At 71.2% G+C, this 24,396-nt stretch carries 25 protein-coding genes; 15 read left to right on the top strand and 10 right to left on the bottom strand.

All coding sequences use genetic code 11. The features are described from left to right. Nucleotides 1-10: 10 nt before the first annotated feature. A complete protein-coding gene (locus ACZ7GX_RS34075) occupies nt 11-598 on the top strand; it encodes a TetR/AcrR family transcriptional regulator (protein WP_498782874.1) in 588 nt (195 codons plus the stop codon). Nucleotides 599-723: 125 nt separating this feature from the next. Here ACZ7GX_RS34075 and ACZ7GX_RS34080 read toward each other — a convergent pair whose 3' ends face one another. Beyond that, complete coding sequence (locus tag ACZ7GX_RS34080) at nt 724-3,909, bottom strand: S8 family serine peptidase (protein ID WP_498782876.1); 3,186 nt, start codon at nt 3,907-3,909, stop codon at nt 724-726. Between the two features lie 438 nt (nt 3,910-4,347). Between ACZ7GX_RS34080 and ACZ7GX_RS34085 the strand changes: the two genes are divergently transcribed. Then, on the top strand, nt 4,348-5,751 hold the full coding sequence (locus tag ACZ7GX_RS34085) for a hypothetical protein (protein ID WP_498782878.1): 1,404 nt from the start codon (nt 4,348-4,350) through the stop codon (nt 5,749-5,751). Between the two features lies 1 nt (nt 5,752). Then, nucleotides 5,753-6,886 (top strand): ARPP-2 domain-containing protein, encoded by a 1,134-nt coding sequence (locus tag ACZ7GX_RS34090; protein ID WP_498782880.1) that lies wholly within the window; start codon nt 5,753-5,755, stop codon nt 6,884-6,886. 9 nt (nt 6,887-6,895) lie between these two features. Here the strand turns inward: ACZ7GX_RS34090 and ACZ7GX_RS34095 are convergent, their stop codons facing one another. Further along, nucleotides 6,896-7,918: an LLM class flavin-dependent oxidoreductase gene (locus ACZ7GX_RS34095; protein WP_498782882.1), complete on the bottom strand. Its 1,023-nt coding sequence runs from the start codon at nt 7,916-7,918 to the stop codon at nt 6,896-6,898. Nucleotides 7,919-8,011: 93 nt separating this feature from the next. After that, on the bottom strand, nt 8,012-9,409 hold the full coding sequence (locus ACZ7GX_RS34100) for a DUF4241 domain-containing protein (protein ID WP_498782884.1): 1,398 nt from the start codon (nt 9,407-9,409) through the stop codon (nt 8,012-8,014). 216 nt (nt 9,410-9,625) lie between these two features. On the opposite strand from ACZ7GX_RS34100, the gene ACZ7GX_RS34105 reads away from it, so the two are divergent. Further along, nucleotides 9,626-10,744 (top strand): hypothetical protein, encoded by a 1,119-nt coding sequence (locus tag ACZ7GX_RS34105; RefSeq protein WP_498782886.1) that lies wholly within the window; start codon nt 9,626-9,628, stop codon nt 10,742-10,744. A gap of 1 nt (nt 10,745) precedes the next feature. Here the strand turns inward: ACZ7GX_RS34105 and ACZ7GX_RS34110 are convergent, their stop codons facing one another. Beyond that, nucleotides 10,746-10,868, bottom strand: coding sequence for a hypothetical protein (locus ACZ7GX_RS34110; RefSeq protein WP_498782888.1), 123 nt, complete (start codon nt 10,866-10,868; stop codon nt 10,746-10,748). 1 nt (nt 10,869) lies between these two features. On the opposite strand from ACZ7GX_RS34110, the gene ACZ7GX_RS34115 reads away from it, so the two are divergent. After that, nucleotides 10,870-11,385, top strand: coding sequence for a hypothetical protein (locus tag ACZ7GX_RS34115; RefSeq protein ID WP_498782890.1), 516 nt, complete (start codon nt 10,870-10,872; stop codon nt 11,383-11,385). 135 nt (nt 11,386-11,520) lie between these two features. Here the strand turns inward: ACZ7GX_RS34115 and ACZ7GX_RS34120 are convergent, their stop codons facing one another. Beyond that, nucleotides 11,521-12,393, bottom strand: coding sequence for a DUF8832 domain-containing protein (locus ACZ7GX_RS34120; RefSeq protein ID WP_498782892.1), 873 nt, complete (start codon nt 12,391-12,393; stop codon nt 11,521-11,523). Between the two features lie 120 nt (nt 12,394-12,513). Further along, complete coding sequence (locus ACZ7GX_RS34125; RefSeq protein ID WP_498782894.1) at nt 12,514-13,812, bottom strand: choice-of-anchor B family protein; 1,299 nt, start codon at nt 13,810-13,812, stop codon at nt 12,514-12,516. A gap of 516 nt (nt 13,813-14,328) precedes the next feature. Between ACZ7GX_RS34125 and ACZ7GX_RS34130 the strand changes: the two genes are divergently transcribed. From ACZ7GX_RS34130 to ACZ7GX_RS34160, 7 genes are all read left to right on the top strand, one after another. Then, complete coding sequence (locus ACZ7GX_RS34130) at nt 14,329-15,171, top strand: Hint domain-containing protein (RefSeq protein ID WP_498782896.1); 843 nt, start codon at nt 14,329-14,331, stop codon at nt 15,169-15,171. Continuing rightward, nucleotides 15,162-15,476 (top strand): immunity protein TriTu family protein, encoded by a 315-nt coding sequence (locus tag ACZ7GX_RS34135; RefSeq protein ID WP_498782898.1) that lies wholly within the window; start codon nt 15,162-15,164, stop codon nt 15,474-15,476. Before ACZ7GX_RS34130 ends, ACZ7GX_RS34135 begins: the two co-directional genes overlap by 10 nt. Before the next feature lie 771 nt (nt 15,477-16,247). After that, complete coding sequence (locus ACZ7GX_RS34140; RefSeq protein ID WP_498782900.1) at nt 16,248-16,526, top strand: DUF6959 family protein; 279 nt, start codon at nt 16,248-16,250, stop codon at nt 16,524-16,526. 269 nt (nt 16,527-16,795) lie between these two features. Beyond that, nucleotides 16,796-17,197 carry a hypothetical protein gene (locus ACZ7GX_RS34145; RefSeq protein WP_498782902.1) on the top strand — a complete coding sequence of 134 codons (402 nt, stop codon included), beginning with the start codon at nt 16,796-16,798 and terminating at the stop codon, nt 17,195-17,197. 71 nt (nt 17,198-17,268) lie between these two features. Continuing rightward, a complete protein-coding gene (locus ACZ7GX_RS34150; protein ID WP_498782904.1) occupies nt 17,269-17,679 on the top strand; it encodes a hypothetical protein in 411 nt (136 codons plus the stop codon). A 14-nt stretch (nt 17,680-17,693) separates the two neighbouring features. Continuing rightward, a complete protein-coding gene (locus ACZ7GX_RS34155; RefSeq protein ID WP_498782905.1) occupies nt 17,694-17,978 on the top strand; it encodes a MafI family immunity protein in 285 nt (94 codons plus the stop codon). Between the two features lie 40 nt (nt 17,979-18,018). After that, the gene (locus ACZ7GX_RS34160) at nt 18,019-18,894 is read left to right on the top strand and encodes a hypothetical protein (protein ID WP_498782907.1); all 876 of its coding nucleotides are present in this window, start codon (nt 18,019-18,021) and stop codon (nt 18,892-18,894) included. 63 nt (nt 18,895-18,957) lie between these two features. Here the strand turns inward: ACZ7GX_RS34160 and ACZ7GX_RS34165 are convergent, their stop codons facing one another. After that, nucleotides 18,958-19,929: a helix-turn-helix transcriptional regulator gene (locus ACZ7GX_RS34165; RefSeq protein WP_498782909.1), complete on the bottom strand. Its 972-nt coding sequence runs from the start codon at nt 19,927-19,929 to the stop codon at nt 18,958-18,960. Nucleotides 19,930-20,025: 96 nt separating this feature from the next. Between ACZ7GX_RS34165 and ACZ7GX_RS34170 the strand changes: the two genes are divergently transcribed. Next, nucleotides 20,026-20,448, top strand: coding sequence for a VOC family protein (locus tag ACZ7GX_RS34170; RefSeq protein ID WP_498782911.1), 423 nt, complete (start codon nt 20,026-20,028; stop codon nt 20,446-20,448). Nucleotides 20,449-20,512: 64 nt separating this feature from the next. After that, on the top strand, nt 20,513-21,613 hold the full coding sequence (locus ACZ7GX_RS34175; RefSeq protein ID WP_498782913.1) for a winged helix DNA-binding domain-containing protein: 1,101 nt from the start codon (nt 20,513-20,515) through the stop codon (nt 21,611-21,613). A 15-nt stretch (nt 21,614-21,628) separates the two neighbouring features. On the opposite strand, the gene ACZ7GX_RS34180 is transcribed toward ACZ7GX_RS34175, so the two are convergent. Both ACZ7GX_RS34180 and ACZ7GX_RS34185 read right to left on the bottom strand, forming a co-directional pair. Next, nucleotides 21,629-22,093 (bottom strand): DUF2269 domain-containing protein, encoded by a 465-nt coding sequence (locus tag ACZ7GX_RS34180; protein WP_498782915.1) that lies wholly within the window; start codon nt 22,091-22,093, stop codon nt 21,629-21,631. Beyond that, complete coding sequence (locus ACZ7GX_RS34185) at nt 22,090-22,227, bottom strand: hypothetical protein (RefSeq protein ID WP_498782917.1); 138 nt, start codon at nt 22,225-22,227, stop codon at nt 22,090-22,092. Before ACZ7GX_RS34185 ends, ACZ7GX_RS34180 begins: the two co-directional genes overlap by 4 nt. A gap of 85 nt (nt 22,228-22,312) precedes the next feature. Between ACZ7GX_RS34185 and ACZ7GX_RS34190 the strand changes: the two genes are divergently transcribed. Beyond that, nucleotides 22,313-22,921, top strand: coding sequence for a TetR/AcrR family transcriptional regulator (locus ACZ7GX_RS34190; RefSeq protein ID WP_498782919.1), 609 nt, complete (start codon nt 22,313-22,315; stop codon nt 22,919-22,921). A 55-nt stretch (nt 22,922-22,976) separates the two neighbouring features. Here ACZ7GX_RS34190 and ACZ7GX_RS34195 read toward each other — a convergent pair whose 3' ends face one another. Then, nucleotides 22,977-23,792 carry a hypothetical protein gene (locus ACZ7GX_RS34195; RefSeq protein WP_498782921.1) on the bottom strand — a complete coding sequence of 272 codons (816 nt, stop codon included), beginning with the start codon at nt 23,790-23,792 and terminating at the stop codon, nt 22,977-22,979. Nucleotides 23,793-24,396 lie beyond the last annotated feature (604 nt).

Here is a 24,396-nt window from a genome sequence, read left to right on the forward strand (position 1 = left end):
GAGTTCGGCCATGTCCGACCAGCAGCTGACCGCCCGCGGCGCGGCCACGCGGCAGCGCATCCTCGACGTCGCCACCCGCGAGTTCGCCGAACACGGCATCGCCGGCGCCCGCATCGAGCGGATCATCGCCGCGGCACGCACCAACAAGGCCCAGCTCTACGCCTACTTCGGCAGCAAGGAAGGGCTGTTCGACGCGATCTTCTCCGGTTCGCTGGAGCGGATCGTCAACGTCGTGCCCATCGACGCCGCCGACCTGGCGGACTGGGCCGTGCGGCTCTACGACGAGTACCTGCGGCGGCCCGACCTCATCCGGCTCGCCACGTGGGCCCGCCTGGAACGCCGGCCCACCGGCCACCTCGTCGACGACGCCGACCGCCTCGACGACGGCAAGCTCCGGGCCATCGCCGAGGCGCAGGAGGCGGGGCTGGTCCGGGCCGGCGACCCGTTCGACCTGATGGCCCTGGTCATCGCCCTGTCGATGGCCTGGTCGCCGGTCAGCAACGTCTACGCGGCCACCGCCGACGAACCGGCCGCCACCCACGACCGCCGCCGGGCCCTGCTGCGCGACAGCGTCCGCCGCGCGGTCGCGCCCGGCTGACCGGTCACGTGACCGCTCGTCAGGCCCGGCGAGGCGCGCGTTCGAACTCGGTCCCTTCCAGGGCGACCGCCGTGCCGGCCCCGGTATCGCGAGTGCGCGGGGCCGGCACGGTGGCGTGGCGGTTCCTACTTCAGCGCGTACGCCCTGGTGATCGTCTGGCGCTGGCCGTTGCCGTCGGGATCGGTGATGCTCGACCGCAGCGACACGAACCGCGCACCCGCCGGGTGGTCGACGGTCGCCTTCCAGCCACCGTGATCACGCCACACCGCCGCCGGCCGCCACGTCGCGCCGTCGTCGTAGGACACCTCGACGACCGGTGTCGAGACCGTGCCGATCGCGCTGCTCCCGTTGCGCTGGAAGTACACCGGGATGGTGAACCGCTTCCCGGCCGGCGCCGCGTTGTGGTGGTCGAGGTTCGGCGCGAACCTCACCCCCACCAGCGGTAGCGCGACCGCCTCCGCGCCGCTGTGCTCGGACGTGAACGTCCACTCCGCGCTGATCGCGGTGGACAACCGGTCCGACGGCCGGGTCGTGGTGGTGCGCAGGGTGTAGGACGCCCGCTCCGGCACGGCGTCGAACCAGCCCATGCCGTCGTACGGGTGCTCGGCGATCACCCGGCCGTCACGCAGGAGCGTCGTCGTGCCGGCCACGTCGAAGCTGAAGTTCATCCGGCCCCGGCCCTGGTCGGTGGCCGTCGGCACGGCGAAGCTGAAGCGGTCGCCGATCCGGGCGGCGAAGTCGGCCGGGCCGTGCAGCCCTCGTGGCAGTGACGGCCCGAACACGCCGACGTTCCAGCGCTCCGCGGTCGTGCGGTCGAGCGGGAAGCTCCTCGGCTCGACCTGGTACGTGCCCGACACCGCTTGACCCGACTCGTCGATCTCGGTGAAGTCGCCGTCCCACGGCACGTCCGGCGTGTAGTACTCGGTCAGCGCGCCGGGCAGCGGCAGGGGGAGGAACGACTCCCGCAGACCGGTCCGGCCGGACGTGGCGACCGCGTGCTCCGAACGCACCTTCGCGAACTGCCGGTCCCGGTAGCGCCACCGCAGCGTCTCCGGGACGGTGCCCTTCTCCGCGTGCCGGACGTGGTAGAGCGACGAGCCCGTGAACGACTCGCCGTCACGCTCGGCCAGGCGCTGCTCCACGGTGAACGTGAACGCGTCGCTCCTGGTGGTGGCCGGCTTCACCGCGCCCATCTCACGGCCGCCGACGCGCATCAGGTACTGCGTCGCCTTGATGCCGCCCCACGCGGTCTCGCGTTGGAACACCACCTTGCCGTTGCCGGGCTTCGCCTTCGGGTTGTCCAGGTCGAAGCCGACCGGCTCGGCCTCGCGCGCGTCGAGGACGAGCTCGACGTCCCGGGTCAGGTCCAGCGCCGGCTCGACGAACTCGGCGGTGCGGAAGTCGCGCAGCTCCGGGATCGGCAACGCGATCGTGGCGTCGAAGTAGTACTCGCCCTTCGGCAGCCGCATCCTGGCGGTGCCGGACGAGTCGTACAGCGGGAACTCCCGCGGGCGGTCGACGTCGATGAGCCGCGCCGTGTGGAAGTCGGTCGGCGCGCCGTCGAACCCGACGAACTTCACGGTCACGTCGTAGCTCTCCGGTTCGCGGTTCACCGAGATCGGCGTGCGCACCGACCGCCCGTTGCCGGTGGCGATGACCAGTCCACTGTGGACCTTCTCCTCCGAGCCGTCCCTGGTGTCGGTGGTGACGGTCGCGCCGGCCCGACCGCCGGCCGGCACGGTCAGCCGAGCGGGTTCGACCGCGAACGGCGCTCCGGTGGTCGTGAGGTCGAGCGTGACCGGCTCGGCGCCGGTGTTGGTGTAGGTCAGGGTCGTCCTGACCGGCTGGTCGTCGTCGTGCGGCCACTGGGCGATGCCGTTGGTGATGCTCGCCGGCGTCGCGGACACCGCGGCCGTGGTGGCGGCGGCGACGTCGACCCGGCCCGCGCCCTGCTCCGCGACGGTCGACGTGTCGTTCGGCCTGGCGCTGCCGACGAGCCCGGCCTTGAGCTGCTCCGCTCGCCAGTCGGGGTGCCGGCCCGCGAGGACGGCGGCGGCGCCCGCGACGTGCGGCGTGGCCATCGACGTGCCGGACAGGGCGACGTAGCCGTCACCGGCGGGGATGCCGATGCGGCCGTTCTTGGCCTTGGCCGCGACGATGCCCACGCCCGGGGCGGTGATCTCGGGTTTGACGGCGCCGTCCCGCAGGCGGGGGCCGCGACCGGAGAAGTCGGCGAGCCGGTCGTCCCGGTCGACCGCGCCCACGGTCAGCGCGGCGTCGGCCGCGCCGGGGCTGCCGATCGTCCCGGCGGCGGGGCCGTCGTTGCCGGCGGCGACCACGAACAGCACGCCCGTCTCGGCCGAGATCCGGTCGAGCGCCCGGGACATCGGGTCGGTGCCGTCGCTCGGCGAGCTGCTGCCCAGGCTCAGGTTCACCACGTCGGCGCCGCTGCCCGCGGCCCACTCCATGCCCGCGATGATCCAGGACTCCAGGCCGCTGCCGTAGTCGTCGAGGACCTTCCCGTTGAGCAGCTTGGCGTCCGGCGCCACGCCCCGGTGCCTCGCGCCGTTGCCGGTGATGGTCGAGGCGACGTGCGTGCCGTGGCCCTGCCGGTCGTCGGCGGTGTCGCTGTCGGTGAAGTTCCGCTCGCCCACGACCGCGTCCGACAGGTCCGGGTGGGTGGCGTCGATCCCGGTGTCGAGCACGGCGACCGTCGTGCCCTGCCCGGTGTGGCCGGCGGCCCACGCGTCCGGCGCGCCGATCTGCGGCGCCGAGTGCTCGACGCTCGCGCGGACCGGCCCGTCGAGCCAGACCCGCTCGGCCTGGCGCGCGGTGGCCCAGTAGGCGGGCGACCGCTCGACCGAGACGGCGGCGGCGCCCATGGCCGGCAGCTCGCGGCTGACCCGGGCGCCCGCCGCGCGCGGGGTGGCGCCCGGGTAGTCCACGATCAGCGGCAGCCGGTCGCGGGAGGCGTCGTCGTAGCCGGTGCGGGCCAGCTCGGTGACGTCGAACAACCGCGGGTCGAGCGTCCCGCGCGCCAGCGCGAGCGCGGCGTCCTCGGGGATCACGTGGATGTCGCCTTGCACGTCCGTGCGGAGGTGGAAGGTGAGGTGCTCGCGGCCCTCGGCGGGACGCACCTTCGCCCCGTCCGGGCCGCCGAGCGCGACCTCGTCACCGGTCAGCAGCGTCACGGTCGGCCCCACCGGCGTGAACGCGCCAGGCGCCGCGACCGCACCCGGCGCGTTCACGGTGGCCGGCGCCACCACACCGGCGGCGACCGCCGCGGCGAGCAGAGCCCGTCTGTAGATCATCAGCCCTCCAGCTTGGACCCGACGACACGTCGCCGGTCGACACTTCCGGTCCATGCCCAAACGCGGCAGACCCCCGTTCCGCTGCACGCCGGCCGGAACCGGTTCGGCGGCGAGTCGCCCATCGCATCCGGGATGCCGGCCGGCACGCCGAGGTCGTCGACGGGCACCACCGCCCTCGACCCCGCCGCGTGACGGCTGCGCGCCTCGGTCCCTCGTGCTGTGGCTGCGCGCCGACGCCGCAGCGTGACGGCCGGTGGGCCGAACCGTTCGCCGGGGCGGCCGGTGATATTCCCGGCGGAGGCGGCCACCCGGTTGCTACAGTTCGCCGGCCGGCCGCGGGACTTCGGTGCGACTTCCGGAACCCGCCTCTGAAGCGATGATTCGCTGCTCGTGCCCCCATTCCCCGGCCGGCCCCGACACCACTCCCGGAGCAGACGCATGGACGCCCTCACCGCCGACGACATGATGATGTTCATCAACGCGGCGACGACGTCCACGTCCCAACGCGAGTTCCACGGCGGCGCCGACGACCAGCGGCTGTCGCTGGACTTCCTGCACGACTACGTGATCGGCAACTACCGCGACCTGTACGCGGCGGCCCTCGCGCTGGACATCAACGACCACAACGCCGCGCTGATCGTCCGCAAGCTGCTGGAGACCACCGGCGACGCCACCGCCGGCCAGCGGCGGGTCGAGGGCGGGCTGATCGCCCGACGGCTGCGCACCCTGCCGCCCCAGCGCGTGTACGACCTGTTCCGCGCGTTGCGCCGGGCACGGGTGAACAACCGGCGCACCCGCGCGATCATCCGCGAGTGGGTCGCGGCCCGCCCGGACCCGACGTTCGACGCTGTCAAGTACCGCACCGCCCTGAAGGGCGCGCTGCGGCACGCGCACGTCGCGCCGGACGGCGAACTGGGCCCGTTCCTGTTCACGTCCGGCCACCACCCCCGGTACCGCACCCCGCTGCTGGAGACGTGGCGGCGCGCGCACTACGAGCAGGCGTCGGTGTACGAGCTGCCGTACACGGTGGCCGAGGGCTTCGCCGCGAAGCACGGGATCGACCGGGCGACGTTCCTCAAGCGCATCGAGCCCCGGATGACCAGGCTCGAACGGTTCCGGTTGCAGGAGTCCGCACGGCGGGACAAGGCCGCCGTGGCGGTCGACCTCGCGTCGATGCCGCTGACCCGCCTGGCCTCCTACGTCCTGTCCCTGCCGGTGCCCGTGCGGGTCGAACGGCGGGGCGAGCTGACCGGGGCGCTGCGCGCGGCGGCGGTCCGGGCCGCCGGGCCGGCCGCGGGCGGGTGGGGTCGGGTCGCGGCCGTGCTGGACGACAGCTTCTCCGCGTCCGGCTCCACGCAGAAGCGCCGCCGGCCGTTGGCGGTCGCGCTGGCGTGCCACTACCTGCTGGCGGAGTTGGCGGCGGAGTACGTCCCGTTGTGGACGTCGGGGCGCGCCGACGCCCTGCTGGCCCGCCCGCACGGCATGACGCCGCTGGGCGAGCGGGTGCTCGACGCGCTGGAGCACGCGCCGGACCGGCTGCTGATCGTGTCCGACGGCTGGGACAACGCGCCGTACGGGCTCGCGTCGGAGGTGTTGCGGGTGTGGCGGGCGAAGCTCGACCCGGAGCGCCGGGTGGTCGCGGTGCACCTCAACCCCGTGTACGACGCGGGCGACTTCGACGTGAAGCGGCTCTCCCGGTCGGTGCCGACCGTCGGCCTGCGCGATGCGGAGGACGTGCCCGCCCTGGTCGAGTTCGCCCGGTTCACCGAGGGCCGGACCGGGTTCGCCGACCTGCGGGCGCACTTCGACGCCCGGGTGGCCAAGTTCCTGCAGGAGGGGTGACGTGCAGCTCGACCTGACGGGGCTGACCACGCGTGCGGCTCAGGTGTGGGGCGGCGTCCGGCTCGTGCCGTTGACGCGGGACGAGCCGATCACCGGCCTGCGGCTGCACGACCGCGTCTACGGGGACGACCCGGCGATCGTCGAAGTGGGCCCGCGCACGCACTACGCGTCCTACATCCCGCACGGTTTCGTGGCGACGTGGACCGACGACGACACCCCGGTCGCGACGTACGGCACGCAGCTGAAGCGGGGCGCCGCCGCCACGGGGCCGCCGCCGCACGGGATGCGGCTGCGCATCCACCGCCGGATGGCACGCCGGGTCGAGCGCAACCGCTTGCGGTTCCTGCCCCTGCACGTGGCCGTCGAGGGGTACCTGGCGCTGCACTTCGGCGGCCCGGAGGTGGTGTGGGAGGAGTGGTCGCAGCGCGCGATCCGCCGCGGCCTCTCGCCGCGCGTGGAGGAGGCCTACTCGGGCGCCGAGGTCGAGGGCCTGGCGGACGCGCTGAAGCACTTCGAGATCCACCCGGGCCAGTGCGGCGTGCTGGTGTACGTGGCCGACGCGCTGGCGGCGGCGTTCGTCGTCCCGCACCCGGACGACTACCGGGCGCTGCACGCCACCCTCGTGCAGGACATGTACGGCGAGCTGATCCACTACTACGCGACCCTGGCCACGCCCGCGCCCCGGTTCGACGTGCGGCTGCCGGACGACGTGGCGTCGTTGGCCGACCTGCGCGCGGCGGCGGCCCGGGAGCAGGCCGAGTGGGCCCGCTTCCACGACCTGACGATGGCCGCCGGGCTGCTGGGCGAGAGCTACGCGACGAACCGCGTGTACCGGATGGGCGACTACACGCTGTCCCGCTTCCTGCCGACCTTCCGCCTCAAGGAGGAGAACCACATCGGCGAGCTGATCACCGCTCGCGACGGTCGGACGGCGTACCTGAAGACCTTCCGCCTCTCGGAGGCCCAGATCCGCCGCGGCCACCTGCTGACCACCCTGGCGGCCCACGACTGGCACCTCCCGACCGCCGCGAACGCGCTGCGCGTCACCGAGCCGCAGTTGGGCCTGCGCCTGCAGGCGGCCGGGTTCGGCGCGCTGCTCCGCGAGGACGTCCTGGCCCGCTACCGCGCGGGCTGACCGCCGGGGTCAGCGCCAGCCCAGCGCCGGGGCGACGTGGGTGAGGACGTCGTCGAGCAGGTGGGTGTTGTAGTCGACGCCGAGCTGGTTGGGCACGGTCAGCAGCAGCGTGTCCGCCTCGGCGATGGCCTCGTCCCCGACCAGCTGCTCGACGAGGGCGTCGGGTTCGGCGGCGTACGTGCGACCGAAGACCGCCCGGGTGTCGGCGTCGAGGTAGCCGATCTTGTCGGTGCTGCCGCCGTCGTCGCCGAAGTAGGCGCGGTCGAGGTCGGTGGTGATCGCGAAGATGCTGCGCGAGACCGAGACGCGCGGCTCGCGCGACCACCCGGCCTCCGACCAGGCCTTGCGGAACGCCCGGATCTGCTCGGCCTGCTGGACGTGGAACGGCGCGCCGCCCTCGTCGTTCTTCAGGGTCGAGCTCATCAGGTTCATGCCCTGCTCCGCCGCCCAGACCGCGGTGCCGTTGGAGCCCGCGCCCCACCAGATCCGCTCGCGCAGGCCCGGCGAGTGCGGTTCGACGCGCAGCAGGCCCGGCGGGTTGGGGAACATCGGGCGCGGGTTGGGCTGGGCGAAGCCGTCGCCCTCCAGCACGGTCAGCAGCACCTCGGCGTGCTTGCGGGCCATGTCGGCCTCCGTGTCGCCCTCGGCGGGGCGGTAGCCGAAGTAGCGCCACCCGTCGATCACCTGCTCCGGCGATCCCCGGGAGATGCCGAGCTGGAGCCTGCCGCCGGCGAGGAGGTCCGCCGACCCGGCGTCCTCGGCCATGTACATCGGGTTCTCGTAGCGCATGTCGATCACGCCGGTGCCGATCTCGATGCGCTCGGTCCTGGCGCCGATCGCGGCCAGCAGCGGGAACGGCGAGGCGAGCTGCCGGGCGAAGTGGTGCACCCGGAAGTAGGCGCCGTCCACGCCGAGCTCCTCCGCGGCCACGGCGAGGTCGACGGCCTGCAGGAGCGCGTCCGACGCCGACCTGGTGCGCGAGTGCGGCCCGTCGGACCAGTGCCCGAAGGACAGGAATCCGATTTTCTTCACGCCCCGTGGAACGCCTCGGCGAGCTGATTGATTCCTCAACTACTCGTGGCGACCGACCCGGCACGAAGTGCGGCAACCGCCGTGGCGCGGGTCTCAAGCAGGTTGGGCGGTGGCCAGGTCGGGCGCGAGGAAGTCGAGGACGTAACAGCCGAGCGAGCCGTCTTCGGCGCGGCCGAGCCACACCGGGTTCGCGCCGTCGCTCCAGCCCTTCACGATGATCAGGTCGGTGCCCTCGGCGGACAGGGTGCGGTACGGGCCGTCGCCGCTCATGGCCGTCTCGATCTCGGCCTCCTGGTACGCCGCCACGCCGGTGTGGTCGACCAGCGCGAGGGTGGCCGTGTCGACCGGGTTGCCGAAGAACTCGCCGTCGCCCAGCGCCAGTTCGTGGTCACCTTCGAGCAGGGCCAGGTGCCACGAGGTGACGGGCGCGTCCGTGATCGTCACCCGGCACGCGGCGGTCGTGGTCGTGCCCGTGCCGTCCTCCACCACCTGGAACACGTCCACCGGGTACTCGCCGGGCGGCGCCGTCGTGGCCAGCGGGGTGGAGCCGTCGTCGAGCCAGGCGGGGTCCGCGACGACCACCCTGCCGCTGGGCAACCTGATCGTGCCGACCGGGAGCCGCCGGACGGTCAGGGCACGGCCGTCCTCCGTGCGGAACCGCGCGCCCTCGGTGACGGTCTCGGCGATGTGGCGCGGTCGCAGCGGTCGCGGTGGGCGCCACGGGAAGTGGGTGGGCACGACCGCGGGCCCGGGGCGGGCGGTCGCGGGGCCGGTCATCCCGGCGAGGCCCGGCCAGCCGTCGACCGCGGGCACGGCGACGTCCTCCGGCGGCGGCGCCGACTCCGGCCAGTTCGACCCGTCCGACCAGTCGCGCGAGGTCTGCAGCGTGCTGCCGTCCGACTGCACGGCGGTGATCCCGATGGTTTTGATCGCCGCGGTCGCGTCACGGCGGACCCGGGCCCGGAACGTCGGCTGGTCGCCGTCGAACTCCGGCGCGTGCGACCCGGCGTAGTTCCAGCTGCGGACCTCGAACAGCCGCAACCACCCGTCCGGCCAGCGCCGGTACGCGACGCCCCGGTACCTGCGGCCGTCGGCGTCGACGTGCCACAGCTCGGCGTGGTGCTCCGCCCAGCACACCTCCACCACCGCCCGCGCCGTCCCGTCGACGAGCAGGACCACGGCGTACTGGCCGCCCGAGGCGTCCTGGGCGCGTGCGACCGACTCGGACATCGGCGACACCGGGGCACGCGCGCCGGCGTCCCACCCCGCGCAGTACACGACCTCCACCGGCCGGTCCGTCGGCGCGGGCACCTCCGCCACCGGCAGGTCGTCCAGGTCGGGCCCGACGCCCAGCGGTCGGTCGCCCGGCTCGCGGACGTTCGCCAGCGCCAGGAACCCGCCCGCCGTCATGACCACGAGGCCGCCGGCCAGGAGCACCGTTCGTCGGGAGAGGCGCGTGCCCGTCCCGTCCCCTTGCGTCGGCGGGTTCACGGATCGCGACCTTACTGGACGGCCCCGGTAACGATGACCCAGCCGGCGCCGATGCGAATGCGCGCATTTCGTGGACGTCCCGTGTCCATTCCGCGCCCGTGCCCGGCGGCGGTGCCCCGCAATGCCGAAGTTCGTTGCCCAGCGCCGGCTCGGCTGCTTGTCCTGCGCGGGACACGGGGATTCCTGCTGTCGCTCCACTTTGACCTGGGGGATGGTTTGCGGACTTTCCGTGGCGCTGGAGCCTGCGCCGCCGCGCTGCTCGTCGCGACGACACTGGTGGCCGGTGCGCCCGCCGCCGCGGCCGCGGAGCCGCCCGCCGCGCCGTACACGGCCTTCACGACGCACTTCGAGGGCTTCGGCTACATCGACGGGAGCTTCTCCTACGAGGCGTCCCGCAGCACGATCCGGGCCTTCCAGCAGAACGCCAACGGCTACGCGTTGACGATGATGGCGTCCACCACCGGCCACCACCACAGCTTCGACCTGTCGCCGCCGAACGGGACGCGGTTCGAGGCCGGCCGGTCGTACCCGGCGAAGACCGGCTTCTACACGTCCGACTCGATCACGGTGTTCAACGTCGGCGGCGACGGGCAGGGGTGCGAGGGCGCGGCGGCGACCTCCGGCACGGTCAACGTGCACGAGGCCGCCTACGACGAGGCCACGGGCCGGTTCACCGCGTTCGCGGCCGACTACCTGATGCACTGCGACGGCACGACCCGCACCGCCAGGGGCGAGATCCGGTTCCAGTCCGGCGTCGGCTACCGGGCCACGGACAGCCCGGACTACCGCTCGCAGTTCGGGCGGCAGCCCTGGGGTGAGCAGGGCACGTCGACGCAGGTGCCGGTCGAGGTGAACGGCACCGTGCCCACGACCTTCGGCGCGGCGTCGCTGACGGGCCCGAACCCCACCGCCTTCCGGATCACCGCGAACACCTGCTCGGGGAACACCCTCTCCCACGGTCGGACGTGCGCGTTGACCATCACGCCGACGGCCACCGCGGTCGGCGCGCAGACGGCGTCGCTGACCCTCCTGGAGGACTCCGTCGCGGGCAAGGTCAGGCGCCTGCTGTCGTTGGAGGGCTTCGACGCGCGCGGCGACCGGGGCACGTTCTACCCGCTCACGCCCTACCGCGTGCTGGACACCCGCTCCGGCCAGGGCGCGCCGCGCGCCACGGTCGACTCGGGCCAGACGGTGCGCCTGCAGCTGACCGGCCAGGGCGGGGTGCCGGTCGAGGCGTCGACCGTCGTGCTGAACGTGACCGTCACCGAGCCCTCCGGCCCGGGCTACGTCTCCCTGTACCCGACGGGTCTCACCCGCCCGACCGCTCCTCGCTGAACTACGGGTCCGACAGCACCGTGACGAACTTCGCGGTCGTGACCGCCATCCCGTGCTCCGACTGCGGCAGTGGCACGGGTGCGCCGTCCATCGGGGTGTACACCAGCCAGGACAGCCACGTCATCGTGGACATCGTCGGCTTCTACGACGACAGCTCGCTGGAGGGCGGGCTGCGCTTCGAGCCCGTCGTGCCCAACCGGATCGCCGACACCCGCGCGGGTCAGGGCCGGCCGTCCGCGCTCGGCCCGGCCACCACCGCGACCGTCGTCGCGCCGGAGCCGCTCACGGGTCCGGACGTCTGGCGGTTGGCCACCAACGTCACCGCCGTCCAGCCGACCGCCCCCACGTTCCTGACGGTGTGGCCGGCGGGCTACAGCGGCGTCGGCCGTCCCAACACGTCCAACCTCAACCCGTCCGCCGGTGCGATCGTGCCCAACGCCGTGCAGACGATGATCGGCCCCGAGTGCGGGTTCCACGTCTACAACAACCAGGGCTCGAGCCACGTCCTGGTCGACGTCGTGGGCACCTTCTACCACGACCCGCCGCCGTCGACCGCTTCCGCTTCCACCCGCGGGCACGTCGCCCAGGGGCAGGTGGCGGCCCCGAAGGCGGAACCGCTGAACGGGCCCCAGCGCGCGTAGGCAAGGCACCTCCGCCGGAAGTCGACTGTCCGGTGTGGATAATCACGTCCACATCGGACAGTCGGCTCTCGGCGGTGTGCGCGGCACCTGGCGTGAAGGCCCGCGCTGTCCCGCTGGCGGGAGCCGGGGCCCGGATCAGGCCACGGCCACCGTGATCGCGGCGGTGTGCACGGTCCCGCCGTGGGCGAACTCCAGGAACAGCCGGTACTCGCCGCGGTCGGCGAACGTGGCCTGGAACGTCAGCTCGCCGTCGACCAGCGGCACGCCCAGGGGCTGGACCGGGTGCAGGTGGGTGGCCGACAGCAGCATCGTGTGGAAGCCGGTCATGTGCCCGTAGGAGCCCAGGTGGGGTTCGAGCGCGCGGACGAGCGAGCCGTCGGGTGCGCGGATGGCGAAGCGCAGCTCCTGCGGCCGCATCGGGGCGGGTCGGGCCGGCTCGTCCACCCGCGTCACGGTGAACCCGGTCGCGGTCACCGCTTCCGCGGCGGGCGCGGGCACCGGGACCAGGGTGGTGTCACCCGGCACGCTGAACGGGACGCCGAGCACCACCGGGTGCCGGGGGTCTTGGGTGTCGAGCGGGACGAACTCGGCGAACATGCGGTACGCGCCGCCGTCGTCCAGCCGGACGTCGACGTGCCACGTGTCGCCGACCAGGGTCGGGTGCACGTGCTGGAAGACGTGCATGTCGTCGCGGATCACGAAGAAGTGCAGCTGCTTGGTCTGGTTGTCCAGGAAGCGCGTGCGCGGCAGCCCGTCCGGGCCGAGGATCCGGAACGCGACCGGCACGGCCGGGCCGCGCGTCGACGGCACGGTGACCCGCTCGAACCGGTAGCCGCTCTCGGCTTCCGACAGGCCGTCGCTGTGCGCGGCGGGCACCAGGTCGGCCGCCCGTTGGTGCGTCGAGTGCGCGGGGCTTGCCGGGGTCCGGAACAGCGCCAGCGCGCCGGCCAGCACGATCGCGACGGCCAGGACGGCGAACACCCAGTCGGTGAGGCGCAGGTTGCGCATCATCACTCCTCACGTCCGGCAGGACGGCGGCCCCGTGCGCGGCGGGTGGCCGCGCACGGGGAAGGGCACGTCAGAGCTGGAGGCGCCGGGCGTCGAGCGGGCCGACGCCGTCCTCCGCCGTCACCTGACGACGCCGAGGTTGGGCTTGACCACGACCAAGCCCTGCTCGATGCCGTTGACCAGGACGATGCCGCTGGCGAAGTAGGGGTAGTTGCTCCACGCCCCGTTGAACCGCGCCGCGTCGCCGGCCGGGTAGATGTCGAAGTAGCCGACCTCGGTCAGCCGGGCCGAGGCGACCTGGCTGACGTCCAGGATGCGCAGACCCGCCTGGTAGTTGGCCTGGTAGGAGTACCGGCCCTTGACGTACTGGTTGTGGTCGATCGCGGTGGCCGGCGAGCTGTAGGTGCCCGTGTGCACGGGCGAGGAGAGCTTCGCCAGGTCCCAGATGTAGGTCTTGGTGCGCTTGTCGGTGCTGCGGGACTCGTCCAGCTCGTCGTCCAGCAGGAAGTACCGCTGGTCCTCGGTCAGCCAGCCCTGGTGCGAGTACTGCGCGCCGGAGTAGGCGGTGCGGGCGAGCTGCACCGGCGAGGACTTGGTGGTCACGTCGACGATGGTCAGCGTGTCCTCGTTGGAGTTGAAGCAGATCTCCCGGCCGCGGTGGGCCTGGTCCGGGCCGCGGTAGACGACGCACTGGGTGTCGTGGGTGTAGCCGTCCTGCGACACGCACCCGGCCTGGGTCGGCGACTTCGGCGTCCGGATGTCGACGATGTGCGGCCCGCCGCGGCACGTGTTGGAACCGATCGCGTAGGCGTAGCCGGTCTCCTCGTTGATGGCGATGTTGTGCGCCGGGCCGAAGCCCCTGTACAGCGCGTCCGCGGTGAACGTCTGCGGCGTGGTGACGGTCCGGAGCCTGGTCAGGTCGAAGACCTGCATCCCGTGGCCGCTGATGGCGTCGGCCACGATGAACGCGTGGTCGCGGTACACCTTCATGTCGCGCCAACTGCTGCTGCCGCCGTTGGACGGCAGGTTGCCCAGGTACCGGGGCGAGGTGGGCGTGCTCACGTCGACGAACGCGGTGCCGTTGGTGCGGCCGACGATCGCGTACTCCTTGCCGGAGGACGGGTCGGTCCAGCCCCAGATGTCGTTGCCGTTGCCGCCACCGATGGAGGCGAGCGGCAGCACGCTGAGCAGGTCCACGTTCTTGCAGGGGTAGATGTCGGCCTTGCCGTTCGCGCACGGCACGCCGGCCGCGGTGCCGACGACGGCGTGCCGGTCGGCAGGCAGGTGGTCGGTGAGGAAGGCGCGGACCGCCGCCTGTCCTTCAGGGGTGTCGGGGTCGTGCGCGGAAGCCGCCGTCATGGACAACGCGACCATGGACGTGATCAGCACCGCCAGACCCGTCATGCGCAGGATCTTCATCGGAGTAGCACTCCTCCCGGAAATCCCGGACCGCTGGCACGCGGCCGGGAGCAGGGTTTTCCGATCACCTCCGACGTTAGGAGGTTCGGCGCACCGGGAAAACCTCCGATCGTCTGTACTCCGGCACGGCGTCAGCGCGTCGTCTGACGACGTTCTGCCCGGCCGCACGCGGGTTTCGCGGCCGTGCCCGGTGTGACGCTCGTCTTAGCCGTGCGAAGTGCGAATGCTTGCCGAGCACGGGGTTCCGCACAGACACTTCACCTGCTTCAGCGCCCCTGCTGCTTGCTTCGACAAGGGCGGCGACCCCCTGATCGGGTGGGAGGAGGTCGTCGCGGTCACGGCGACCAAGTACCGGTGCGGTAAGCACGACCAGACCTCGGGTTCGTCCCGCAGGGCGGGCCGAACGCCGGTGAGGCGTTCGCGGAACTGGGCAAACTGATCTTCGACCCGACCGGGTGCGTGGGGTCCGGCGCCAGCGCCGGCGGTTGCGCCATCGGGCTCGCCGGCATCCTGCCCGTGGGCAAGATCCTCAAGGGCGCCAAGATCGCCGGCGAGGCCCTGCAGTCGGCGGTGAAGGCGTGCCACAGCTTCGTCGGCGAGACGTCGGTGCTGATGGCGGACGGCTCCACCAAGCCGATCTCCGAGGTGCGGATCGGCGACCGGGTGAAGGCCACGGACCCGGAAACGGGCGAAACCACCGAGCGCGAGGTCACCGCGACGTTCGCGCACGGCGACGAGGGCAACGCCCTGGTCAAGCTGACCGTCACCGCGCAGGACGGCTCACAGGGCACCGTGGAGGGCACGTCCTGGCACCCGGTGTGGCTTGTCGAGGAACAGACGTTCGTCAACCTGGGCGACCTGAAGCCCGGCCAACACCTGACCGCCGCCGACGGCTCCTCACCGATCATCACCGCCGTTGAGGTCCACGCCTGCCAGGAAAACCGTCTACGACCTCACCGTCGCACCGTCCACACGTACTATGTACTCGCAGGTCAGACGCCGATGCTTGTCAACAATATGGGACGCTCGTCTGACGACGACATAGTGACGGTTGGCCGCTGGAGGTCACCGGGAGAGCGCCGGGCGATGGTGGATACGGGAATGGTTCAACGCGGCGGCGGGTTCACCTACATCGTACAACCGGCGAGTAAGGACGCATACATTTCCGCATGGCCGGGCTCGGTGGACGTCGAATTCGACGTACGGAGGTCATCGCTTATTTCGGGTGGTCGGCTGGGTGACTTCAAGATGGCGGATTCCGACACAATGTATGGTCGGTTGGCGGCGAAGAAGGGCAACCTGGTGCCGCAATTGCCGGAGGCGAAGAAAATCAAGCTCGGAGGATGGGGATGTCTTTAGGGGGCGGGCTGGTGGAGGGCGCCCGGACATGGATTTCCTTGGAAGCTCCCAAACTTGAGAGCTTGCCGGCCACTTCGAATGTCGAAGTATCCCGTGACGGGCACGACCCCATATCCGTCAGCTGGATCCTGGACGGTGGTGGTTTCATGGCGCAGGTGGTGCTCTGGGGGAGTGGTGAGTTCGAGTCGGACCTTGCCGATGTGGAGACCGGTCAAGTGCAGGTGAGGAGTGGTCGGATAACCTCCACGGGCGAGCTCGAATCCCTGCTCGGTTCTGCTCGCGATTGGGTCGTGCGCAGTTCCTGAACGGCACCGCTGCGCCTTGGCAACCCTGTCTGCGGAGGTAGCCGCGTGGTTTCGGTCGGCACTCGATCAAGCGGAGGGGTGCGAGCAGGGGTGTCGAAGTCGGCCACCTGGACTGACCTGTGACTGGGCAGGTCGCGCCTCGGTGGAGGGGTGTGGACGATCCCCGCCGGCCGGGTTGGACGGGTAGGTGAAGGTGACGCCGAAGGTGAACGGGAATGAGATTCACTACGTGATGAATCGCCTGACCGGTCAAATCGGTGACTTCAAGTTCAAGGGTTGACGGATGCGAGTCGTTTGCACCTTCGATAAAGGATCGGACCTTGCGCGGTCACGGTTCGATGCAGGTTACTCCCCGGCGACGGAGTTTCACCTCACGATCGGTGTGGAGTGCGATGTGCACGCCATGGCGTTGTGGGAGTCCGGCCTGGTCATCTTGGTCGTCGACGACACGGATCTGCCCCGATGGCAACCGATCGAGTTGTTTACAATCGTCGACCGACGAGTCTCGGCTCAATGGGAGTTTGGCCTCGGAGACCCCGCAGACATGGTCAAGGCACTCTGGGGGCATCCGAGTCTCATTGGAGATCCGGACCACCATGATTCGCTTTCCGGGTTGGTTCCAGGCGCGCTGGAAGTATTTCGATCGGAGACTGGTCGACGAATGGACGATTGATCTTGGGGTGGCGGACCGACGGGGGTTGTGTGCCTTATCTTCACCGGGCCTCTGATCGAGCACGAGCCGTACATCCTCTTCCAGCCCCGAGGTGGTCGATGAACGAACAAGCGACGAGCGCCGCGATCCTGGCGATCGCCGGCAACTTCGCGGTGGTGCAGGTGCCGAGCAGGAACTTCCCCGCGGTGGCGGTTCAGGGGGACTCGTTGAAGGTCCTGCAGGACACGCTGAAGGAGTTGGCCGAGAACCTGGATTCCGGTGACCTCGACGACGCCCGGTTCGCCTTGGACGAGGTCGCAAACATCATCTCGGAGATGGTCTCGACGTACGAGGACGCTTCACGCGACGTCGGGTTCACGCTTCCCTATCGCGTGTAGGGACGGGGTGGGGTCGGTCGAAACGATCGGCCCCGCCCCGCGTCCGCAACCGCGGACTGGACTGAGGCGTGGTCGGACGGCCGGACGGTCAGGTCTGTCGGTGGCGCTGGGAACCTGGCCGAAGTGATCGCGCATTTTCGCGCTTTCGTCGAGGCCGGACTGTTGCGTTCGAGACGGTGTTCGCCCGAAGGAGGGGAAGGATTGCTGTGATTAGGAGCTCAAGTGATCCCGGTGATGTGCCCGAACGTGGTCCGCGCCAGGCTATTCGGATGACCGTCGAAGAGTTCGAGGTGGTGTACCAGGTCACCAAGGATCTCCATAGCGTGCCCGAAGAGCGTCTGGTCCGGATCGGGTTGGGGTTGGACGATGCTCTTCGGCTGCGGCAGGCGGCCCGGTCGATCAGAGTGCGCCTGGATGAAGCTCCAGCGGTCTGCATATGGTTGGGGGAGGGCGTTTCGCCGGAGGTGGCGGCCAAAACGGTCACGGTCACCGAAGGTGCAACGTCGGTGCGGGAGATTCAGGGGATGGTGCCTGCTTCTCTGGCGGGGAGGTGGCACGCCCTTGTCGAGGCGGTTATCGCCTCACTGGGGCCCTGGGAGCTCTACCTTCGTACGGGTTACGACGAAAAAGAAGTCCGGGAAGCTGCTCAACGACTTGTGATCGACCCGTAGGGCGTCGCGGGGCCGGCCTTCCTGGTGGTCGATGAGCAGTGGTTGGCGACCTCGCTGCTCTCGGTGGTCGTGTGAACCTCGTTGAAGGGATTGTGTTGGAAATTCGGATTGAGGAAGTGCTCGACGCGGAATCCGGCTGGGTCCGCTTCCGGTCCGGTGGCACGTCCGCGAGGGGGTGTTGGGTCGGACCTGGAGAGGTTCCGGTCGGGCGGGATCTGCACGTCGAGTTGGAAGTCCCCGAGGAGGGGATCATCTCGGTCCGTCCGGTCTCGGGTCCGGTGCGGCACGCGGTGGCGGAGGACGGTGATGTGGTGGTCATCGTCGGGTGCGTTGAGAGAGTCGATGTGGACGGTGTCATCTCAGCTCGAGTAGGTGATGACATCGTCCTGCTCGAAGGGGTCGGGCCGCTCGCCGGCGCTGTGGAGGGCACGTATGTCGAGTTGAGGGTTCGGGAACTGAAGCTTTATCCGGTTAACCTGTAGGAGGCGGTGCCGGGGTGCCGGCGGTGATCGTTGGAGGTGCGGTGCAGGTCGGGGAGTACGTCGTAGAGATCACGAAGCTGCTCGAGGAGTCGCCTGTCAGTACGCCTTCGGTCATCGTCGACGTGCGCGATTTCCTGAAGGTCGGCGAGTACGGCCTGGCGTTCCACGTGATGTGCTCGTGGATTTACGAGGATGAACTGCCGATCAGCGCGGAATTCCATCGGAGGCTGGTTCGGCTGTCGGAAGAACTGGACTCCCGTGATCTCGTCTTGAACATGGCCGAGCTCATTTCCCACTAGTGTGGGTGCATAACTGCGACCGGAAGCTGCGAGGGCTCGTATGGCTGAAGGGCTGAGCAAGGAGCTGATCATCAGCCCTCGCGGCGAGCGTTTGCGTGAGGAGTTGGCCGACGCGGCCGGTTGGAGCTCGTATGCGGCGGAACTGCGCCAGGTGCTCGGGGTGGTGATCGAGCGGAGCGGCGCCGACGTGCTGGAGGTCGGCGAGTTGCTGGTGGCTGAACCGCTTCCCGTCGAGTACCTCGGCCTTCGCAACGGTGCGAAGGTCGAGACCTCGCCAGCGGTTCACCTGGTCGAGGAAATGGTTGCCGGGCGCGGGCCGTATTGTCAGCTCGTTGCCCCGGGGCGGCTTCAGATCGAGTCGGGGTGGGATGGGGCCGTCCACCTCTACACGACACGAGCGGTAGCCGCGGATCTGGCCGGGCTGCACGGCCAGGCCGCGGTTCTCCAGTGGCGCGACGCGGCTCCTGAGCCCGTGGAGATCTCGAAGCCCGTCGACGCGGTCGCGGATGAGGGTTTCTGGGCGTCAGTGGCGGAGGCCGGTGATCGCTTCACCTTGTTGTGCGAACGTTGGGCGTACGGCGCTTACGGGTGCAGGTGGTTCCGCGTGACTCGGGAGAACGCGGCCGAACTGGCCCGCCTCGTACGACCACGTTCTCTGGTCTGCGTGGCAGTCGAGCCGGAGTTGCAACCCAGGCCCGAAATCCTGGAGGACGACTTCACCGCCTTCACGGCTCCGCTACCGGCCGGCGAGTTGACCTACCGGGCCTATCCCGGTGGTGCCGATACGCTCTCCGAGGTCACGGGCGAGGGTTTCTCGCTCATGGTGGCGGGCCGGGTGATGGGGGACTGGTGCGCCGTGGTCCCGGACTCGGACGGCGTGAACAGGGCGCGGTGGGAGAGCCCGGCGGGACCGTAGTCCGACAGCGGAGCCGCTGAACTGAAGCCCCGCCAGGTGTGTTGTGCGCCTGTGGGCCAGGCTTCAGGTTGCCGCCTTGGCGTAGCGGCGGGCCAGGTGGGCGAAGGCGTCCTTCAGCTCGGGCGGCCCCACGACCTCGATGCCGGCGTCGAACCGGCCGATGGCGGCGGCCAGGGCGGGCCACGACCACGAGCCCAGGGTGACGCGGCAGCGGTTCGGGGTGAGGTCTTCGACCACGCCGTCGTGGACGAACGGTGACACCTCGGTGGCGGGCAGGTCGAGGATCACCTCGCCGTGGCACGGCCAGCCGCCCGAGCCGTCGGAGCCCGAGAACCTGGCGGCGACGAACGAGGCCACGTTCTCGGCGGGCAGGTCACGCGGGGTGAAGCGGGGGCCGGTGGGGGTGCGCGGGGTGATCCGGTCGGCGCGGAACGTGCGCCAGTCGTCGCGGTCGAGGTCCCAGGCGACCAGGTACCAGCGGCCGCCACGCGTGACGAGGTGGTGCGGCTCGACGCGGCGTGGTGGAGGTGCGGTGAGGTCGGGGGCGGTGCCGGGTGGGGTGGCGTAGTCGAAGCGCAGCACCTCGCGGGCGTGGATGGCGCCGCTGATCGCCATCAGCACGTCGCTGTCGACCTGCGGCGCCGCGACCCGCTCCACCGCCGTGACCTGGAGGGTGTCGATGCGGTGGCGCAGCCGTGCGGGCATGACCTGCCGGACGGTGTTCAGCGCCCGTGCCGCCGCCTCCTCGATGCCGACGCCTGTGGTCGTGGCGATCCGCAGTGCCACCGACAGCGCGACGGCCTGCTCGTCGTCGAACAGCAACGGCGGCAGCTGCGAGCCGACGCCGAGCCGGTAACCACCGTCCGGACCCTTGGCGGTCACGATGGGGTAGCCGAGCTCGCGCAGCCGGTCGACGTCCCGCCGCACGGTGCGCGGGCTGACCCGCAACCGCTCCGCCAACAGCGCCCCCGGCCAGTCCCGACGCGCCTGCAACAGCGACAGCAGCGACAGCAGTCGGGCTGAGGTCTTCGGCATGCCTGCCATTCTGCCCGACAGTAGAGGACACAACCTGGCCTCTACCCCTGCGACTGTTGCCCCACATCCGGCTTCAAGTCGAAATGAGGAACGACCTTGTCCGTCACCACCACCGCCCACCTGAACTTCCGCGGTGACGCCCGCGCCGCCCTGGAGTTCTACCGATCCGTCTTCGGCGGCCAACTCGCCGTCGTCACCTACAAGGACGCCGGCAACGTCCAGGACGAGGCCGAGGCCGACCACGTGATGTGGGGCCAGGTGCTCGGCGAGAACGGCTTCCACGTGATGGCCTACGACGTGCCCTCGCGGCTGGCCTACGAGCAGGGCGAGAACTCGTTCTTCGTCTCCGTGCGCGGCGAGTCCGTCGAAGAGGTCACCGGTTACTGGGACCAGCTCTCCGACGGGTCGACCGTCGTGATCCCGATGGGCCCGGCGGGCTGGGCTCCCGCCTACGGCATGCTGCGGGACCGCTTCGGCGTCGTCTGGGTCGTCGACGTCGTCACCGAGCACAACGCGTAACCCGAACACGGGGTGGGCACGCGACCGCCCACCCCGTGACCGAACCCGACAGGACACCACCACGATGACGGTGCTGGAGACCAAGGCGCTCAACCGCGCGACGCTCGCCCGGCAACTGCTGCTGGCCCGCGCCGACCTACCGGTGTCCGACGCCGTGGCGCACCTGTGCGGCATGCAGGCGCAGGAACCGCAGGAGCCGTTCGTCGGCCTGTGGTCACGGCTGCGCGCCTTCGACCCGACCGCGCTCGACGACCTGGTGACCGGACGCCGCGTGGTCCGGACCCACCTCATGCGCCGCACGGTCCACCTCGTCACCGCCGACGACGCGCTGGCGTGGCGCGCCCGGCACGGCCCCATGCTGCGCCAACGGGTGCTCGGGGTCTACCGCCGCGAGTTCGAGGGCGTGGACCTGGCAGAACTCACCACCGCGGCACGGGCCGCGCTGGCCGACGGCGAGCCGCGCACGATGCCCGAACTCGGCCGGACGCTCGCTGCACGGTGGCCGGCCGTCGGACCGCGGGCGCTGGGCGAGATGGGGATCGCCGCCCTCCTCCCGACGGTCCAGCTGCCACCGCGCGGCTTGTGGCGCAGGAAGGCCGGCGCACGCACGGTTCTGCTCGAATCGTGGCTGGGACGCGACGTCGACCCACCCGCGCCGGACGGCTCCGACCCGGTGGGGGAGGCGTTGGCGCTGCGCTACCTGGCCGCATTCGGGCCCGCCACGGTGGCCGACCTGCGCGCCTGGTCCGGCCTCTCCGGGCTCCCGCGCGCGGTGGCCGCGATCCGCGAGAGGCTGATCGCCTTCCGCGACGAGCACGGCCGCGAACTGCTGGACCTGCCGGACGCGCCGCGCCCCGACCCCGACACCCCCGCCCCGGTGCGGTTCCTGCCCGCGTTCGACAACGCGATCCTCGGCTACCAGGACCGCCGCCGGATCATCGACGACGCCCACCGCGGCTTGTCGGTCACCGGCGCGCGCGTCGTCCTGGTCGACGGTCGGGTCGCCGCCACGTGGACGGTCGAGGCGGGCACGGTGGCCGTGACCCCGCTGCGCCACCTCTCACCGGCCGAGCACGACGCCGTCATCGAGGAAGGACGGGAACTGGCGTCATTCCTCTCCGACGACGACGGCAACGGCAACCGCGACTGCCGAATCGGCCGCTGACGCGGGGGCGCGTCGTCACCGGATCCTGCCCTTCGGCTTGAACACCGACAGCGCGGTCGCCACGAGCAGCACGAGGACGGCGGCGGCCGCGTCGACCGTGACCTGCCACCGCATCCCGGCCAGGTCGTCGGTGAGCGCGACCGCCTCGGCCAGGTGACCGATCGGCCGCATGTGCACCAGGAGCGCCGCGGTGGCCAGCACGTTGATGAGCAGCTTCGCCACCACCCAGTAGTGCCGGAACAGGCCCCACGGCGTGCCCCACGCCTGGATCAGGCCGGTGACCAGCGAGGCGAAGCTCAGCGGGACGATGACCGCCCAGCCGATCGGCTCCAGGACGACGTACGCGGCACGGGCGAGCCGGTCATCGGCGGTGGTCATCCCGGTGGTGGCGAGCACGAGGAAGCACGCGACGGCCCCGAGCCAGCCCACCGACGACGTGACGTGCGCGGTGAGCGCCGACTTCCGCAGGGTCGGGTTCACGGCGTGTGGCCGCCGAAGCCGTTGCCCGTCAGGTGCACGACCACGAGCGCCAGCACGAGGGCGATGACGACGACCCCCGAGATCCGCACCCACAGCGGTGCGGCCACGTCGTCCTCGCCGGGTGACTCGGTCATGTCTCCTCCGAAGTGCCGTCCGGGCTTTTGCGAGACACTATGTCCGGCAAACGACGATCTGTCCACAGGTCGGTATGCTCCCGGCGTGCCCAGGCTGTGGAGCGAGACGATCGACACGCACCGCCGCGAGGTGCACGCCGCGATCCTGGACGCGACGGCGGCGCTGGTGGCCGAGCACGGGCTGCTGGGCGTGACCATGTCGCGGATCGCCGAGCACGCCGGCATCGGGCGCGCGACGCTCTACAAGTACTTCTCGGACGTGAAAGCGATCCTGGGCGCCTGGCACGAGCGGCAGATCGCCGCGCACCTCGGTCGGCTCACTAGTGCCCGGGACGGTGCGCCGAGCGCTGACGAGCGGCTCGAAGCGGTGTTGGAGGCGTTCGCCCGGATCTCGCACGAGGCACGCCCGCACGACGACCCGGAGCTCGTGTCGTTCCTGCACCAGGACGAGCACGTCCTGCGGGCCCAACGGCACTTGCACGAACTGGTCGCGGAGCTGGTGGCCGAGGGCGCGCGTGCGGGCCGGATCCGGGACGACGTGTCGCCGGACGAGCTCGCCGACTACTGCCTGCACGCCCTCACGGCCGCGAGCCGCCTGCCGTCCGAGGACGCGGTCCGCCGGCTGGTCGTCGTCACGCTCTCCGGCCTGCGGCCCGCTCCTCGGACGACGTCGACCACGTCACCGGACGAGTAGGCGAACACGAGCGCCACAGTGATCGACCGGGCACCTCGCGATGTCCGGTTCGCGATCAGTCCTCCTCCATCAGCATCACGATCCAGTCGCCGTGCGCTCCTTCCGGCACGACGCTGATCTCGACCGGCTGTCCCAGGACGAGGCCGGCCCCGTCGTGACCGGCGCCGCCGGTGATGCCGCTGAACCCGTCCCCGTAGTTGCTGGCATCGGCGATGGTGTCGTCGCCGACCAGCACGCGGAGGCGGCCGGGTGAGCCGTTCCACAGGTGCATCGAGGACAGGCCGCGCCACGGGACGACGACTTTCTGCGGCTCGTTCGGGTCGGCCGGGTCGGCACGCAGGACGATGTCGGCGTCGTCGCGCACGAGCTGGTCCACCCGCACCGGCTTCTCCGGCGGTGGCGGCAGCGGGTACTCGGTGACCGGCACGTGCTGCCCGACGGCCAGGCGGACCGCGACCCCGTCCGGGGCCTGGCCCACCGCGGGTGTCGTCGTCCCGCCCGGCAGCTCCGACATGTGCCCGAGCACGGTCATCCGCACGACGGACTCCCGCCCCGTGCTCAGGTTCCTCGCTACTTCCTCGTCATCGATCGAGGTCGCACCGTCCTGGCACACGGTCTGCTCCACCTCCTTCCCGTCGATCGTGAGCGACACGCTCAGGGCGGCCTCCTCTTCCCCGTTGGCGTGCTTGTCACCGATGGCGCAACTGAAGATCAGCGTGATCTCGTCGGGAGCGACGGTGGGCGTGAACCTGATCACGACCGGCTCGGGTGTGCGGCTCCAGGACTGCGCGAGGACGCGCGAGGTCAACAGGTACTCGGGGAACGGCTCCGGGCCCGCGGGTCGGAAGTCGGGCATCGACGGCCTCGCCACCAGCGCTCCGCCCACCAGGGCCAGCACGGCGCACGTGACCGCGACGAACGCCCGACGTCGCCGTGCCTTGCGGACCCTGGTGCGCAGGGGTGTAGACGGGGTCGACCCGGACCATGCCGGCGACCATCGACGTCGAGCCCGCCATGGCCGCGGGAGTACCGTCCGGGGTCTCCCGGAACGTGTAGCGCTTCTCGGCGTACCGCGAGGCCGCCCAGGTGTCGGCGTCCATCGAGGGCGCCTCGCCGACGGCGGCGACGAACTCGCTGCACCAGCGGATGACCTGCGCACGATCGGCCGCGCCCGCGACGCGCCCCCGGCCCGCCGGGACCGGCTCCGGCGGGGTGAGCGTGCCCAGGCGGTAGAGGCGGACCGGTTGGCCGGGTGCCGGCGCCGCGCCCGCGTGCCGCCGCCACGCCTCGGCGAAAGCGGCGGCGGTATCGTCCACCGCGGTGACGCCGGTGAGGGGAGACCGAGGCCCGCGAGGTGGGCGGCGAGGCCGTCGGCCTGCTCGGGGGAGAGGACGGTGAGGCTCAGGCGGTGGGTCGGCCGGCGGTAGAAGACGGCGCGGACCTCGCCACCGTGCTCCAGCCGGCCGAGCACGGTG

The sequence above is a fragment of the Actinosynnema sp. NPDC037264 genome, assembly GCF_055603705.1.